We start from the raw sequence: 15,346 nt of genomic DNA on the forward strand, positions 1-15,346 counted from the left end.
ATGGACTTCTGTCGCCGGTGATCAAGATGCCAGACCGTTACGTGGTTTCCCACTATGACTTCGTCGTCCGCAACATACCGCCGGCGCAGCTCTGGACTTATCGTCGAACAGTCTAGCCAAATCTGGAAGGTCCCCTCCCTTATGGTCCGTTGGCAACGCCATCCTGGCACACTGCGACGCACGGTGACATCCACCCATCATGCCGTGGATGTGGACAGAGCAGAGCACCGCATGAACGGGATTGCTAATGGACGCGTGGGCCACGGGGCTGCTTGGGGTGCGTAAGGCACGCCCGAGTCCAATCTATGCCGAAAAGGAGGCATGCCGCGACCGGGGGTTCCGGACTGCCATTTATGCGACTTTCGAAGCACAAACCATGAACATCCATTAGGCCTGAACTTGCTACCTCAAGGTCAGCTTTGCGCCTGCATATCGTCATTGAGCTGACTGTTGCCGCTGCCCGAAAGCCGACGTTGTTGGCGGACTCAGCTCGCTGAAGTCGCCGAACGGGCAGGTCGCGGGTTTTTCTTTGCCCCCACGCCGGGAGTTACTGTGATCGAGCTTTGACCCTGGCGTGGATGATCGGAAAGCAAATGATATATATCGAAGTTGTGCCGGAAGCCCCGTCCGTCGATGACCCACAGGTTACCGTAGAAAGTCTCGCGAGCGATGCGTTCGGCATCAGTCATGGCGGAGTGCTGGACGTGACCGTGATGCCGTAGGTGTTTTGATGTCCGCCCGATGGATTTCGCCGTCCGGGGCGACGTGCGAAATCTCTCGGCACTCCTCCGGAAACAAGTTCTTCCAGTCAGGATGCCACTGTGTCTCGTTTTCCCACCAAGGATCACAGTTGCGGCGGCCAAGATGAGCCCAGTGGTGGAGTACGCGTGGGCCGCATTTTGAACTCATTCCGGAGCTGCAGGTCGGGCAGGTGCCCTTGCCGCCGGGGGAACGCCTCGCGGCGAACATTATCAATCAGGGCGTATTGCATGCCGGACCTTTAGCCCTTGAATTGTTTCGAGCACGGATAGGCGACGCCCCCGCTCCACTCGGCTGCCATGCCGGTCCGTTCAAATTTACCGGTTGCTTTAGTAGCAAAGTATCTTGCGGTCTCGCTTCAATTAAGTCATTCGTTTTGCGGGGTCTGGAAATGTAAAACTTAGGGTAATTATGCGCATTCAAAAGGTCGCAATCAAGAATTTTAGACTGCTGTCTGACGTAAGTCTCGTTTTAGAAGCCTCCGAAACAGTAATCGTGGGGCGAAACAACAGCGGCAAAACTTCGCTTTCCGAGGTCATGCGCCGGCTTCTCGATGATGGCCCCGTGAACTTCCAGCTTGAGGACTTCTCCAGCGCCTGCTACCGCAGGTTTTGCGATGCCGTCCATGCGCATCTCGCAGGCCAGCCTGAAGACGAAGTCCGTGCTCTCCTCCCAGCCATCGAATTGCGTCTGCATTGCAGGTATGATCCCAACGCCCCGGAACTCGGTCCGTTGGCACCGTTCGTCGTCGATCTCGACCTCGCCGTAAGCGAGGCTTTGATCGTGCTTCGCTACGAACTGAAGGACGGTGGAATAGGCGCCCTTTTCGACGAGCTCCTTGATGGGTCGCTGGACGATGCGTCCCGAAAGGCGTTCCTTGTCGCGTTGCGCGAAAGGATTCCGGTCAATTTCGCACTCAGGATTCGCGCGGAAGATCCGAACGACCCCACAAACTTCCGGCAACTGCAACCAGCCGCCCTGCGTAGCTTGGTAAAGACCGGCTTCATTAACGCACAGCGCGGTCTGGATGATGTGACATCGCGAGAAACGGACGTTCTCGCTAAGATTCTTGAGGGCCTCTTCGTCACGGCTTCCTCGCCGACCGCGGATGCAGCAGACCGGGTTATTGCAGAAGCCCTCGCCACCGTTGTGCAGGGCATTCAGACCCAAATTGACGGCAATTTCGGAAATCAACTGCAAAACCTGATGCCGACGTTGACCAGCTTTGGGTACCCAGGATTGGGCGGCCAGGAGCTCCAGACAGAGACAATTCTCGATATCCGCAAGCTCTTGTCGAACTTCACCAAAGTTCGATACGCCGGGTATGGCGGGGTGACGCTCCCCGAGTCGTATAACGGGCTGGGTGTGCGCAATCTGATTTTCATTTTGCTCAGGATCGTGGAATTCCACAAAGCATTTAAGGCCGAGCCGAAGACGCCTGGCATTCACCTTGTTTTCATTGAGGAGCCCGAGGCCCATCTGCATCCTCAGATGCAGGAGGTCTTCATCAAACAATTGAGCAAGATCGCCGCGCAACTGGCTGGCGCAGGTGAGGGCGCTGTCCCTTGGCCCGTTCAGTTTGTGGTGTCCACCCATTCGTCACATATCGCGAACGCAGCAGGTTTCGAGAGTATCCGATATTTTCTTGGCGCCGACGTGCCGGGCGCCGATGCCGGTATTCGACAGACCCAAATCAAAGATCTGCGTGAGGGGCTGGCGGGCACGCCGGCACCTGGCAGGCAGTTTCTGCACCAATATCTTACGCTCACGCGCTGCGATCTATTTTTCGCCGACAAGGCCATTCTCGTTGAAGGTCTCAGTGAACGGCTCATGTTGCCGGTTGTCACCGGGAAAATAGAAGCCTTGGAGCCGGCGGTTAAGCTCTCAAGCCAATATCTCACGATCATGGAGGTCGGCGGGGCATATGCGCATCTATTCTTTGCTCTCCTCGATTTCTTGGAATTGCACTATCTCATCATCACCGATCTGGATTCTGTCGTGGCGCCGGGCGGTGTAGCGTGCGCGGTCCACCTGGGCACTGCCTCTAGCAATGCCTGTTTGAAGAACTGGTTCAGTGACGACGATCCCTACACCCTGGCAGGGCTGACCGCTAAAACCAGCGACGACAAGATCGACGGACGTGGCCGCATTGCCTATCAGGTTCCCGAGGTCGCCTTAGGCCCCTGCGGTCGGACTTTTGAAGACGCCTTTATTCTGGCCAACCCCGTACTTTTCGCGCTGCCGGCGGGGACACTACAGGAGCAGGAGCTGGCTGCGCGTGACATGGCAGCGGACCTGAAGAAATCGGAATTCGCGCTGAAGTACGCCATTCAGGAGACAGGCTGGGTAACGCCAAAATATCTTGCTGACGGCATTCGCTGGCTGGCAGTCGACTACGTGCCTCTCGTCGATCCGGCACTGGCGATCGTGGCTGCTGCTGCGGCAGTGGCGCCGGCGGGGCCTGTTCCGGAAGGCGACGCCGTTGGCTAATCTCGAATCCCCGGCCGAAGCGGCGAGCCGCATAGCGCTGGATGAGGTCTTCGCGTGCATCCGGGCTGGCCGCAGTTTTCGCCTTGAGGCCGGTGCTGGCGCCGGGAAGACCTACTCGCTAATCGAGGCGCTTAAATACCTGACGAAGCGGCATGAGCGGGACTTTTCGCGGCGTGGACAGCAAATCGCCTGCATCACCTTCACCAACGTCGCAAAGGATGAAATCGAAGCTCGAACCGATCGGCATCCGATAATTTATTGCAATACCAACCATGCCTTCTGCTGGCTGCTTATCGGCGGCTTCCAGAAGCAGCTTAAGGCCTTGGTGCAGCAATTGCCGATTTGGCAGGAAAAGCTTCTGGAGGCTGGCGGCATAGGTAGCAGGGGTGTCGAATACAGTCTGGGCCACCGCGCGGTGCGCGAACATGTGCTCTCGCTCCACCATGATGACGTCATCCCGCTCACCATCTCGCTGATGGAAAATCAGAAGTTTCGAAAAATCATGGCCGACCGCTTCCCCATCATCTTGATTGATGAGTATCAGGATACCGACAAAGCCTGGGTTGAGGCGCTTAGGGTTCGCTTCCTGGGCCAGCCAAATTCACCGCTTTTTGGGTTCTTCGGCGACCACTGGCAGAAAATTTACGGCAACGGATGTGGCGAGCTCAACGACGCCGCCGTCACACCAATCGGCAAGAAAGCGAACTTTCGCTCCGTGAATGCGATTGTCGAATGTCTCAATCGGATGCGCCCGGAGTTGCCGCAGTTTGTCAAAGACCCGGCTGACCCTGGCCGGGTCCGCATCTTCCATACCAACGGCTGGGTTGGGCAACGGCAAGGAGGCCAACATTGGCGCGGTGATCTGCCGTCTAACGCAGCGCACCAGGCTCTCGAAACCACGAAAGCCAAGATGGTTGTCGACGGCTGGGACCTAGCCCCCAGCCAAACCAAGATCCTCATGTTGACTCATCGGGTCCTTGCGAGTGAGCAGGGCTATTCAAACCTCGCCCAAGCGTTTCAGTACAACGACTCCTATCTTAAAAAAGAGAACCGGCTAATCGCGTTCTTGGTCGATGTACTTGAGCCCGCCGCCGACGCCTATGCAGCAAAGCGTTACGGCGCCATGTTCGAGGCGCTGGGAGGAACAGTCCCGGTCCTGAAGCGCCAAGCGGACAAGGCCGCTTGGACCGCCTCTTTCGATACACTCATGGCCCTGAGGAACAACGGGTCTGTTGGTGACGTTGTCGACCACTTGATAGCGTCCCAGCGTCCCCGCTTGCCGGATCGGGTTGAAGACTTGCAACATGAGTTGGCTGCATTCGATGTGACTGCGGGCGTCGAGATGCCGCGGCCGATGGCAGAGCTACAAAAGCTTCGCCCGGTTGCATATGCGGAGGTCAAAGCGCTGCGAAGATATCTCGACGGACATTCGCCGTTTGAAACCAAGCATGGGGTCAAAGGTGCTGAATTCGAGAATGTTCTGGTTGTCCTCGGTCGGGGCTGGAATCAATATAATTTCGAGGAAATGCTGGAATTGGCGGGAGCGGGGGCTATTCCCGCCGCCAAACAAGCAACCTTTGAGAGGAACCGCAATTTGTTCTACGTGGCCTGTTCGAGGCCCAAACGGCGCCTCACGCTGCTTTTTACCCAAGAACTATCGAATGCGGCCTTGGCAAAGCTTCAAGGGTGGTTCGGTGCCGGTTCTATTGAAGCGTTGGAGTTGTAATGGAAGCTCCAAAGCCAGCCTCAGATTACAGCTCCGCCTACGAAGGCCGCTGGAAAGCGGCCAACGACGCAGGATAAAGAAATGGCCATATCGAGCGACTTGCCTATAGCCTTGCCATCCGAGGATCGATACGGCCTCACCCCTTTCGCGAAAGCGCTCGCGGGCAGTATTGCGGACATGGTGGTTCCTACGGGGGCGGTTCTGGCCATCAATGGGCCTTGGGGCGCAGGCAAGAGCAGCGCCATCAATCTGATTGAGCATCATCTGAAACCATCCGTCGAAAGGGGTGAGATGGTTCTCGTGCCGTTCAATCCCTGGTGGTTCGCCGGGGCTGACACGTTGATCCTGGCGTTCTTCCGGGAACTTGGCAAGGCGATCGAGCCGTCGCTACCCTCGAAATTCAGGAAATCCATAGCCTCCCTAGGACAAGGCATTTCCTCGTTGGGGACCATCGCGGGCGCCGTCGCAGACATGAAAGCTCCGGGTATTGGCGCCATCGTTTCGGGGGCGGCGGGTTTTATCGGTAGGGCTCTGGCGTCGGACAAGACTGTGGAAGAGGAACACAGGCTAATTTCTCAAGCGTTGGCCGATCAAAAGAAGCGCTTCGTTGTCGTGATCGATGACATCGACCGCCTCAGCCCGGACGATGTGCTCACAATTTTCCGTCTGATAAAATCGGTTGGCCGGTTGCCCAATGTAATCTATCTGCTGGCTTTTGATCGACAGATAGCGGAGCGCATTGTCGCGGAACGCTTTCCATCCGAGGGCGCCAGTTACCTCGAGAAGATCATTCAGGGCTCCTTCGAATTGCCCCCACCGCGTCTTGATTTCCTCCGGTGGCATTCCGCAGAAGTCGCAATGAAAATCATGGGTGAGCCTGACGAAGCAAAGAAGACGCGCTTTTGGAATGTCTTCTATGACATCGTAAGCCCGACGATCCGTACGCCGCGCGATGTGGCGCGCATCGGTAACCAGCTGTCAACCACGTGGGGTGCAGTCGCAGGGAACGTCGATCAGGCGGATTTTCTAGCCGTCATTGCGATGCAGTTGTCAGAGCCGACCATCTATGCTGCGGTCCGCCAGAACCCGGATCTGCTTTGTGGCATCGAGCATATGGGCAGTCACCGTCGGGAAAATCAGGCCGAGGACTACGACGCTCTTTTTAGCCTGAACACTAGGAGCGAGCGGGACCGAAAGAGGTTGCGGACGGGTCTCACCCGTCTCTTCCCACGTCTGGACGCCGGGTGGGCCAACACTTATCACCAAGGTGAAGGCTTCGACCGGGAACGCCGGATTGCCTCGGAAAAGCATTTCCAAAGCTACTTTGCGTTCTCCATTTCGGAGGACGTTATACCCGCCGACCAACTCGATGCGCTGGTTGATCGCGCCGATGATACAGCTTTCATCCAGGACGCCTTCCGCACGGCACTCGGCGTCAGGCGCGCCACAGGAGAGACGAACGTCCCATTGCTGCTGGATGAGCTCTCAGTCCACGCGCCGGAAATCTCTAATCCAAAAATCCCGCAACTTGTGGCCACTTTGTTCACGATCGCCGACGACCTCAACGTCAAGGGCGATGCGAAGCAAGGTTTCGGCGGATTCGGCAACAATCATCTCAGACTTCACTGGTTGCTGAACCGGCTCGTGCATGATCGGTTTCCGATCGAGCAACGTGATGCAATTTACCGTGGTGCGATGGCAGTTGGTTCCCTTGCGTGGACACTGGATTTTGCGCATCGCTGCTTGGCCTACTTCGCGCCACCGGAGGATGGGAAGGAGCGCGGTGAGCCCATTGTCGGCGAAGCCGTCGCGGAGGATTTCAAGAACATTGCGCTTGCCCGATTGAGAGACGCGGCTAGCGAGGGATCATTGATCCGCAATCAAGAAATGGCTTCGCTCCTGTTCGAATGGAGGCGGTTTGCCGGCACCGACGGCGCCCAGGAGGTTCGGGCCTGGACGGATTCTGCCCTCTTAGAACCAGACTTCCTTCTCGCGCTTGCGGAGCAGATGCCTTCCTCGTCATGGTCATTCGGCATGGGCGATCGGGTTCAGCGACAAACCGTTAAAGTCGACACCAGAGCCTACGAGAAACTGATCGATATCCCTCGACTTTACGCGCGCGTCGACGAAGAACTCTCTTCTTCGCGGTTACCGCCGGAAGAGCTTGAGAAACTTCGGAGTTTCAAAGAGATTCCCCGGGGGTCACATGGCGACCGAGATGGTGCCGATTAGAGGCGGGCCGTTTCCATGGTTCCCTTTCGATTCTCTATTCTTCCTCACCTAAATCCGTGAACGACTGAAGCAGGAAGCAGGATCGCGGCCGTGACTTCATCTCTCACAACGGCCATTTCTGCGGACGGCTCGGCCTTAAAACTCCCGCGTAGCGCAAGATACGACTCAAACGGCTCAACCCGCGAGGCAGCGGTCGTCATCTGTCTCAAGGCAGCATGGTGGCGATCGTAATCCCCGGCCCGCACCATTTGGGGCAGCATGTCGATCACGGGAAGCATCGGCCCGTCTACGTCTAGATCCCCACGACATCCCCGTTCTTGCGGCGAATCTCTTATGACGGTTCAGAAGTTCGCGGATCAGCGCATGCATCATTTCGGACAGCGCAAGGAGGCGGTCATCGTCGCCTTTCCAAATAGGGTGACACAAGATTTCCGCAGTCGCGTTTCCCTCATGCCGGCGGATCGACCGCGCCTTCGTCAGTATGGTCGACGGCCTTTCCCACCGCATAAGCGAGCGTGAGAGCAATCAAGTCTGGCAGACCAAGCCTGGGGTGGCCCGCAAGCCTAGCGACATCAGCAGACGCTAGGCTAATGCGCTTCGTTGCAAGTGCGACGAGGAATTCAAGGCAGGCTTCCGCTTGAGTGTCCTGTGCGTCGCTCAGCATCTTGAGGATCATGTTGCAAATCTTCACGCTGTGCTGTGCAGTTTCAGCATGCGCGAAATTAAGTTCATGAGGGAAGGCTGCACGCAGGAAACAAGCTTGGATGATCCCGTCATTGAATCGTGTGAAATTCTCACTCGCGAGCACGGCGTAGTGAAACGGCGATTGCGCGAGAGGCGCTTTCGTCTGTCCTGCTTTCGAGACCTTCCGACAGCTTTCAAGAATTGAGGATATTGTTGCAAACACATCGCCCTGGGTGATCGTGCCATCATAATCGGGATCCCAAAACGCGAAGCTGGGTCGAAGTCGAAGCGCGAAGCCGGCTCCGGTGGGCAGAAAAAAATGATCTGCGCTGATATCTCCGGACAACACAACGATCCGTTCTTCGACTTTGGGTAGAGCCGGATTGATGGGATCATTCATTCTCAGGTCGTTCGCTACTGCGTGCCAAAAGCGCAGTTCGGTCGCCCACGCGGAGAATTGGTTCGGGTGAGGAAGCGTCATTTCGTCCACGACGCATATGACGTGCTTGGGAGCATCGTTGTTGTGCTCCAAGTCACGCTGCAATGTCGTCTGGTGGGTTGCGACGGCGTGTTTTCGGAGACCTGCAAAAAACGTTCTGGGCAGGCTTTTGAAGGGCTCACGAAGATCTCGGCTTGCGTCCTGCAGGGATTGTCCGGCGCCTATGCTGGCCGAAACGACGATAACACCGTGGCGATCTTCATCCTCTTTGATTAGGTTGTTCGCGTCGAGTTGTCGCGGTCGTGGCAAACCGAAATTGGCAATTTCATCGGCCACGATCTCGGCAAACTTCCGGCTATCGTTTTCCCCAACGGCCAAGACATGGCTAGTTGAAGCTGGAGCGTGGCGCCGGAGGAGAATTCTGATCTGATCGCGGGCCTCCTCGTCAAGCAGGGTCTTGTCCAGATCGACATGAAGGCGATGCACATTGCGGACAGGATCTCGTTTCAGGCTGAAGGCACGCTTGCCACGGTACTTCTTCATGACCTTTTTCAACGACGGCGGCGCATCTGTGTGCACGACGATATGGGCCGAAACCGTTGCGGCATCGGCAAGGAATTGATCTCCGACGAAGGTGATTGTGCGAGAGCCGTCTCGGCACCACTCGCAGTCGGTCTCTTCATGCACTCTCAGCGCGGCAAGCTCCGCCTTGCTCATTGCCGCTCTCGCGTCGAAAATCAGTGTTCCCGTCACCTCCTCGGCTGTCGAAAACAGAGTAATGACGCGATTATCCGGCAGCTTAGTGAGGTTCGAAACCTCCTTCGGCAACGAGCCAGTTGCTGTTGCCGAGATCAATACCACTTCACGCTCGGGATCCTGCACGGTTAGGTTCTTGATACCCTCGTATGATGAAAAGCTTTCGATCCGAGGGGTAAGGAACGTTCCATTTAGGCGGCTCTTCAGCAGATAGGCGGAATAGACGAGGGAGGCTATCGACGAAGAATCAACCCAGATCTTTTGGATGTTGTCGTTTAGGTGTGGGAGCAAAACCAGCGACAGGAAACCGATCTCTTCACCTTGGATAAGCATATTTGCGGCCCGCAGGAATGCGGCCGAGTGACGTTTGCGGGGATGCACGAAATGATGTCCCGGCGGTGCTACGAGGACCGCCTCTCGCTTTTGGGCGAGATTGACGATTCCCGCCTGGAGCATGCCCTTGAAATCATTGTCTGTGAGCGAGATGGTGCCCTGGATCGCGGAAGATTTGGTCACTTTGAGTCTTCCGCGAGGATCAAATTCCACCACTAGCACTGGGATAGTCGCATTCGCTAACCGAAGGGTTGGACCCGAGGCGATCGATCTCTTGACACTGGTTTTCACTGCTGCGGCAACATCTTTTGGAGCGATCACGACAAGAGCATCCGGATAGGGATGTTCGCCGAGCGTCTCTTGGTCCACGATATTGGTCAGGTCTTGCTGATTGAATTTTTCCTCGGTGGTCACCACCACGAGGATGTCGCCGATGCCCGGCTTGGTCCAACGGAAGTGATATAACGATGCCATCAGCTTCCCAGGCCCATCGGAATAAGGATCGAAAACACTGCGCCAACAACCGGCGCATGGGGGCGTATCGTCAAGCCGCCTTCAGAATCATAGAAGGAGGTATCTTCCTCCTCAAAGCGCGGGACTTTCAGCCCAGGCGGAAACCATTTGTAAAGCGATAGGCGGCCGGTGCGTAAACGGAGAAAGCCGCCACACGCCTTGAGAGCCAGCATCACTCTAGGGAGCCCCAGCCCATGTGCAGGATTCGACTGTGTCGTCACGTTCTTCAAGAAGCAGCTGCGAACAAGTTGATATTCCTGGTCAATGGAAAAATCGTCGGGAATCGCCGCGCGGTTTGCGCGAGCCGCGAGCCCGGGTCCGCTGTCGAAGACCGAAATTTCCAAGAATTCAACGCGCGGCCGAATGGCTAAGCGCCTCATGCTGGCAAAGTATTGTCGAAGAGAATTGGATCCGGCGGTGTGCTTTTCAAAGGGGATGTCGACCGGTCTCAATGCAAACACGATGCCGCGCGCGGATCGGCGATACAACGCATCACGGAGATCGGTGCGCGCATGAAGATGGGTGTTGGAGAATAGTTCCTTCAATAGACTGGCCAACGCCTCGGTGTCGATCTCATGAAGCGCCAATCTGTTACGGGACAAGAACCGGCCGACTGTCTGTTGGACAACGCCCAGAAAATCGCTGCGAACCTCACCGGTTGTAGGGTGGTAGAGAAGTGGATTGGGGCCGTCTGGTTCCAGATGGTCAAGGGAGATGAGCGGCAGGACCTGGCCATGGATCATCTGGGCAAAGTCGCCACTGTACAGCGCATGCCGCCTTCGATTCACCAGCTTTAGCATAGCTGATGTCACATCGCGCTCGCCATCTCGGCCGATGATGCGGTCGGCGAACGCGGCGGCGATAAGGCCATACGTTCTATTCAAAAACGTGACAGCGGCGATATTGGGCTCTTCATCCGCAGCTAGCCTTAAGGTCGCAGGCTGGTTCGCTCTGGCCCAAGTGACAGCCAGTTGTGCGCCTGTTACCGATCCTCCGGCTCGAGCCTCCAATGGCCACTTGTTCGGAAGCGTTAGGATGCTACTGCGGCGGGCAAAGTCGCCCATTGCTCGCTCGCATTCTATGTAGCCGGCATTGCGGCCGAGTTCATCGTGATCTTCTGCTGGGTGTTCCATGCGGCTAAGGATGCTACGTCCGATTCAACGTTGCCAGAAACTCGTCCCATTCTCGCTTCGACATCGCCGTGTCCGAATGCTCGACTTTTTCGCCGGCAAGCATCCGGCGCAAGGCCTTGAACGCTTCGCCTGAGAAGGTTGCTGCTTCCAGTCGGTGTTCACGAAATGCCTCGAACGTCATTGGAACCCATTTCCTCATCACGTCTAGGATGACCTCGGCATAGGCCCTGATCTCATATTGAGCATGCGGATCGACGCGCAGCCTGAGGAAATTCATGAGGTTGTGCAGGTCTGTCTTCCAGTACCACTGGGTATAGAAATTAAGCGACAGGTTCATGCGCGCAAGTTCGCGGGCCAGCCCCAGACGGTTTTCATCTAGTTGCTCGCCAGCCTCGTTATGATTGAGCATATCAAGATAGTGATCGTAGTTGCGCTCTGCGTCTTCGCTTAAGATTCGGAGCACATGTTTCGCCTCCTCCGGTCCGACGACCTCGCCCCGCCCCTGTCGGTTTTGCACTGACTGTGCTGCCAACTGATCAGGCGTAGGCACGTAAAATTCGCGGTCAAGGATCGAGTAGCGCGCTGAGTACTCGTTCACGTTGGCCATTCGGTGCCTGATCCACTGCCGCGCAACGAAGATCGGCATTTTGACATGGAGTTTAATCTCCGCCATCTCGAACGGCGTCGTATGCCAATGACGCAGCAGATAATTGATAAGGCCACGATCCTCCGAGACCTTTTTGGTCCCGCGACCGTACGATACTCGGGCGGCTTGGACGACGGCTCCATCGTCACCCATGTAGTCCACAACCCTTACAAACCCATGATCGAGGACCGGAATGGACTGGTACAGAATGGCTTCCAGCCCCTCCGAGACGGTGCGACGGGTGGGTATGATCGTCTCTCGTGATTTTTCGATTTCGAAAGACTGGTCACTAGAGAGATTGCTCATTTCTGATCCTTCGTTCGCGGCGGAGTGAAGTGCTTGTATTGCGGCTCGTCTATAAATTGAAGCGCTGACTTCGGGCGTTTGCCTACTTCGCTTTGCACCGCAGATGGGGCTGGAATGGCTCCGTCCTGTTCCATCGTTAGGCGATTTAGACCTAAAAAAGGCTTTCGATCTTCCTCCTTATGCCGTCGATCACCGATCGAGAACAGTCTTTCCGGAATACGCGCATCACCGTGATCTCGCAGGCCCGCAGCACGCAAGCGGCAAAGACAGCGGCCGTCGGGCAACGGCTTCCCTTCGGTGTGACGGCGCGCACGACATCAATGTCCATGTCACTCGTAGTAGGCGTTGGCTTCTTTTTTAAGGCATCGGCCTGCCGACGCCGAGTGATCGCAGCGGGCAGCGGCCCCTTGCAACGCTCCCCACTCTGCGTCAGGGATGGTCCCCGCAAGGGTAAAGACCCTTCAGCTTGGGCAACAGCCCGACCCGCAGGACGACGCCTTCGGGATTCCCAGTCAGGCACGCGCTTGCCGGGCGGCGGATCAAGAGTATTGGATGTAAGTGGATGCACACGACAACGCACCGCGGATAGTTCGTCGCGGGCGCACACCGCATTTGTGCGGCGAGGAGGGGATATCTTGTGAAGAAACGGAGCCGCACAGCAAAGCAGGGTCGAGCGGGAGTCATTGCCGTCGAACAAGCATGCAACGAGCTGGACCTGATCTGGCGCAGCTTGATTGAAGAGGACGTTGGCGTCGACGGCACCATTGAAATTGCACTGGGGGAATTTCCGACCGGCAAGATCATCGGGGTCCAGGTCAAGTCGGGCGGAAGCTATATCCGCTCGGAGACCGAAACATCCTTCAGATTCTATCCGGACAAGGATGATCTGGACTATTGGCGCAAGCTTTCTATCCCACTCTTCCTGCTGATCCATAACCCCGGAGACGGCAACGTGTATTGGGTCGATGTGAGCAGCGCGTTCTCCGAGGAACGGCACGATCAGGACGGTGTCGTGAGTATTTCGTTCTCGAAGACGAACAAGCTCGACAACGCGTTCCAAGCATACCTGCACGGGCGCTTCGATCTGACTGTCTATTCCGGCGCTCAGTACGCTGAACTCCGCAAGGAGCTCGAAGCATTGGTGCATCGGGACGGAAGCGGTCATAGCCTCGTCGAGGTGACCGCGCTCGACCTCTTCGTAGAAGGTCTGTGGGGGCTCTGCAGCAAGCTTCAGTTCCATTCGAGCTTGCTGGCCGACATCATTCGCAAAACGGTCCGGGAACGCGACGGCCGGATTCCGATCACCTACACGTTCAACCGCGCGGGGCTCTACCCTTTCTTCTCGACCTATTTCAGTCTGCTTGCCCGGCATCATATCGCGCTCTTAGACGTGGCCGATATAAGCGAATCTCTCTACGGCAAGCTTGAATATCCGACATTCATCGCACCGCTGACGACCAATGGGCGCCGGTTCGTGAAGTATCTGCAGGCTGCCGGATTGCCGCGGGTGCGCGACAACCAATACATGACTCTGTCGCTTCATCCTCACATCCAGATCGAGGTCTACGCGGGCTTCGATCTTGTCGACGGTGAGGCGGAGTTCGGTCCCTACACCGATGTCCTCGCGATCAGCTTCAATGCCTATCTCGATTACTACCATCTCTCACACTGGCACCGTGCGCGGCCGGAACAACCGGTTGTCGAGATGGCTCGCCAGAACATTCACTATCATGCGCTTCGCGATTACATCTCAACCAGGTTCAAGGACACGCCCAAGAACAATGTGCTGTTCCGTCATCGCGATATTCCGCTCAGTCCGCTGATATGCTGGCTGATGGATTGGAACGACGATCGTCACGGCGTGCCGAGCTCCTGGCTTCGCGGGCGGTCGGGGACGGAGACCATGGGATTCGCGGACGAAATGATGGCGATCCTAGGCCCTATGGGGGTGGCCACCACAGGGGAGCCGCCTGAACCGACCTTTCCGAATCCGAACCTTGGGAATGGCGAGTACCTCGATCGCATCGACGCCGGCGGAAATAACGGGGCCGCGCTCTGATACGGATTGAACGACGCAGCAGCGTCATCGAAGAGACCAAATTCAGGTCGGCCGGCGAGCCGTAGATCTGCTGCAGTGAATGCGACCTGCGGCCTGGTTTCGAGATATTCGGGCGATTGAGCGGCTCCTGCAAAAGCTGCCGCCGCCAGGAGTGGTGGGCGACGCGGATCGAAAGACCCAGCTAGAGCACGTCCTGTGATCGATGAATCGATTGTGATGTGACGGGTGCGTTTTGTGCTGATTCAACATCCACCTCGATGGAGGTGGACGATGGGAAGAGCATTGAGCGGGGATCTTCGGTCGCGGGTCTTGAAGGCTTCGGACGAGGGCATGTCGGCGCGGCAAGCGGCGGCGCGGTTCGGCGTGGGAGTGTCCAGCGCGATCCGCTGGATTGTGCGGGCGAAGATCGGCGAACTGGCGCCACGCCCGCAGGGCCGCCGCCGCGCCTCCAGCCTCGATGCGCATGAAGCCTTCATCGTCGGGCTGATCGAGGAGCGCAAGGACATCACGCTGAACGAGATGGTGGAGCGGCTCAGCGCCGAGCATTCGGTGCGGATCAGCCGCAGCGCCTTGAGCGCCTGGCTTCGCGGCCACGGCTGGACATTCAAAAAAAGTCCGCGCACGCACTGGAGCAGGATCGCCCCGACGTCCAGAAGCGGCGCCGGGACTGGTTCGACGGCCAGCTCGATCTCGATCCGGCGAAGCTCGTGTTCATCGACGAGACCGGCCTCTCCACAAAGATGGCCCGCCTGCGTGGAAGAGCGCCGCGCGGCGAGCGCTGCCGGGCCGGCGTGCCGCATGGCCACTGGAAGACCACGACCTTCACCGGAGCGCTGCGGCTGACGGGCATGACTGCGCCCTTCGTCTACGACGGCGCTATGAACGGCAACGTATTCGTGGCCTATGTCGAGCAGGTGCTGGTCCCGACATTGTCGGAGGGCGACGTAGTCGTCATGGACAACCTGCCCGCCCACAAGGCCGCCGGCGTGCGCGACGCGATTGAGGCCGCAGGGGCAAGCCTGCTCTACCTGCCGCCCTACAGTCCCGACTTCAGCCCCATCGAGAACGCCTTCTCCAAGCTGAAGGCGTTGTTGCGAGCAAAGGCCGAGAGAACCATCAAGGCTTTGTGGGACGCCGTCGGTCCGCTTCTCGACCTCTTCACGCCAGCCGAATGCGCAAACTACTTTAAGGCCGCAGGATATGAACCGGATTAAACAGGACGTGCTCTAGAGATTAAACTCCATCCATCTATCGGAAATCCCGCGCCTTC

Annotated in this window: 10 protein-coding genes and 1 pseudogene; 6 read left to right on the plus strand and 5 right to left on the minus strand. The window is 57.2% G+C overall.

The window, feature by feature from the left end:
• A pseudogene (locus tag NKI73_RS26785) lies at positions 1 to 116 on the plus strand (phospholipid N-methyltransferase PmtA); the annotation flags it as partial.
• A 369-nt stretch (positions 117 to 485) separates the two neighbouring features.
• Here the strand turns inward: NKI73_RS26785 and NKI73_RS26790 are convergent.
• Entirely contained in the window at positions 486 to 689 is a 204-nt protein-coding gene (locus tag NKI73_RS26790; RefSeq protein WP_352634109.1) for a hypothetical protein, read from the minus strand.
• Positions 690 to 1,170: 481 nt separating this feature from the next.
• Between NKI73_RS26790 and NKI73_RS26795 the strand changes: the two genes are divergently transcribed.
• The 3 genes from NKI73_RS26795 (at position 1,171) to NKI73_RS26805 (ending at position 7,207) form a co-directional block, all read left to right on the plus strand.
• A complete protein-coding gene (locus NKI73_RS26795) occupies positions 1,171 to 3,249 on the plus strand; it encodes an ATP-dependent nuclease (protein WP_352634111.1) in 2,079 nt (692 codons plus the stop codon).
• Entirely contained in the window at positions 3,242 to 4,975 is a 1,734-nt protein-coding gene (locus NKI73_RS26800) for a UvrD-helicase domain-containing protein (RefSeq protein WP_352634113.1), read from the plus strand. The genes NKI73_RS26795 and NKI73_RS26800 overlap by 8 nt, the downstream gene beginning before the upstream one ends.
• A gap of 81 nt (positions 4,976 to 5,056) precedes the next feature.
• Positions 5,057 to 7,207, plus strand: coding sequence for a KAP family P-loop NTPase fold protein (locus tag NKI73_RS26805; RefSeq protein ID WP_352634115.1), 2,151 nt, complete (start codon positions 5,057 to 5,059; stop codon positions 7,205 to 7,207).
• 448 nt (positions 7,208 to 7,655) lie between these two features.
• Here NKI73_RS26805 and NKI73_RS26810 read toward each other — a convergent pair whose 3' ends face one another.
• The 4 genes from NKI73_RS26810 to NKI73_RS26825 form a co-directional block, all read right to left on the minus strand.
• Positions 7,656 to 9,893 (minus strand): hypothetical protein, encoded by a 2,238-nt coding sequence (locus NKI73_RS26810; protein WP_352634117.1) that lies wholly within the window; start codon positions 9,891 to 9,893, stop codon positions 7,656 to 7,658.
• Positions 9,893 to 11,065, minus strand: a complete 1,173-nt coding sequence (locus NKI73_RS26815; RefSeq protein WP_352634119.1) for a sensor histidine kinase family protein — start codon at positions 11,063 to 11,065, stop codon at positions 9,893 to 9,895. The genes NKI73_RS26810 and NKI73_RS26815 overlap by 1 nt, the downstream gene beginning before the upstream one ends.
• A gap of 13 nt (positions 11,066 to 11,078) precedes the next feature.
• Positions 11,079 to 12,017, minus strand: a complete 939-nt coding sequence (gene thyX, locus NKI73_RS26820; RefSeq protein WP_352634121.1) for an FAD-dependent thymidylate synthase — start codon at positions 12,015 to 12,017, stop codon at positions 11,079 to 11,081.
• Between the two features lie 151 nt (positions 12,018 to 12,168).
• Positions 12,169 to 12,345: a hypothetical protein gene (locus NKI73_RS26825; RefSeq protein WP_352625085.1), complete on the minus strand. Its 177-nt coding sequence runs from the start codon at positions 12,343 to 12,345 to the stop codon at positions 12,169 to 12,171.
• A 309-nt stretch (positions 12,346 to 12,654) separates the two neighbouring features.
• Here NKI73_RS26825 and NKI73_RS26830 point away from each other — a divergent pair, with 309 nt between their 5' ends.
• Both NKI73_RS26830 and NKI73_RS26835 read left to right on the plus strand, forming a co-directional pair.
• Positions 12,655 to 14,076, plus strand: coding sequence for a DUF4365 domain-containing protein (locus tag NKI73_RS26830; protein WP_352625083.1), 1,422 nt, complete (start codon positions 12,655 to 12,657; stop codon positions 14,074 to 14,076).
• A 270-nt stretch (positions 14,077 to 14,346) separates the two neighbouring features.
• A protein-coding gene (locus tag NKI73_RS26835; protein ID WP_352634123.1) for an IS630 family transposase occupies positions 14,347 to 15,290 on the plus strand; the annotation gives its coding sequence in 2 pieces (ribosomal slippage) (positions 14,347 to 14,683 and positions 14,683 to 15,290; 945 coding nt in all).
• The last annotated feature ends 56 nt before the right edge of the window (positions 15,291 to 15,346 follow it).

The sequence above is a fragment of the Mesorhizobium sp. M0496 genome (assembly GCF_040321205.1).
Taxonomy (GTDB): domain Bacteria; phylum Pseudomonadota; class Alphaproteobacteria; order Rhizobiales; family Rhizobiaceae; genus Mesorhizobium.

What these genes read in the sequence shown, in the direction of transcription:
- NKI73_RS26790 (WP_352634109.1), bottom strand. Translation starts at nt 689, where the DNA reads ATGACTGATGCCGAACGCATCGCTCGCGAGACTTTCTACGGTAACCTG.
- NKI73_RS26795 (WP_352634111.1), top strand. Translation starts at nt 1,171, where the DNA reads ATGCGCATTCAAAAGGTCGCAATCAAGAATTTTAGACTGCTGTCTGAC.
- NKI73_RS26825 (WP_352625085.1), bottom strand. Translation starts at nt 12,345, where the DNA reads ATGGACATTGATGTCGTGCGCGCCGTCACACCGAAGGGAAGCCGTTGC.
- NKI73_RS26810 (WP_352634117.1), bottom strand. Translation starts at nt 9,893, where the DNA reads ATGGCATCGTTATATCACTTCCGTTGGACCAAGCCGGGCATCGGCGAC.
- NKI73_RS26815 (WP_352634119.1), bottom strand. Translation starts at nt 11,065, where the DNA reads ATGGAACACCCAGCAGAAGATCACGATGAACTCGGCCGCAATGCCGGC.
- thyX (WP_352634121.1), bottom strand. Translation starts at nt 12,017, where the DNA reads ATGAGCAATCTCTCTAGTGACCAGTCTTTCGAAATCGAAAAATCACGA.
- NKI73_RS26805 (WP_352634115.1), top strand. Translation starts at nt 5,057, where the DNA reads ATGGCCATATCGAGCGACTTGCCTATAGCCTTGCCATCCGAGGATCGA.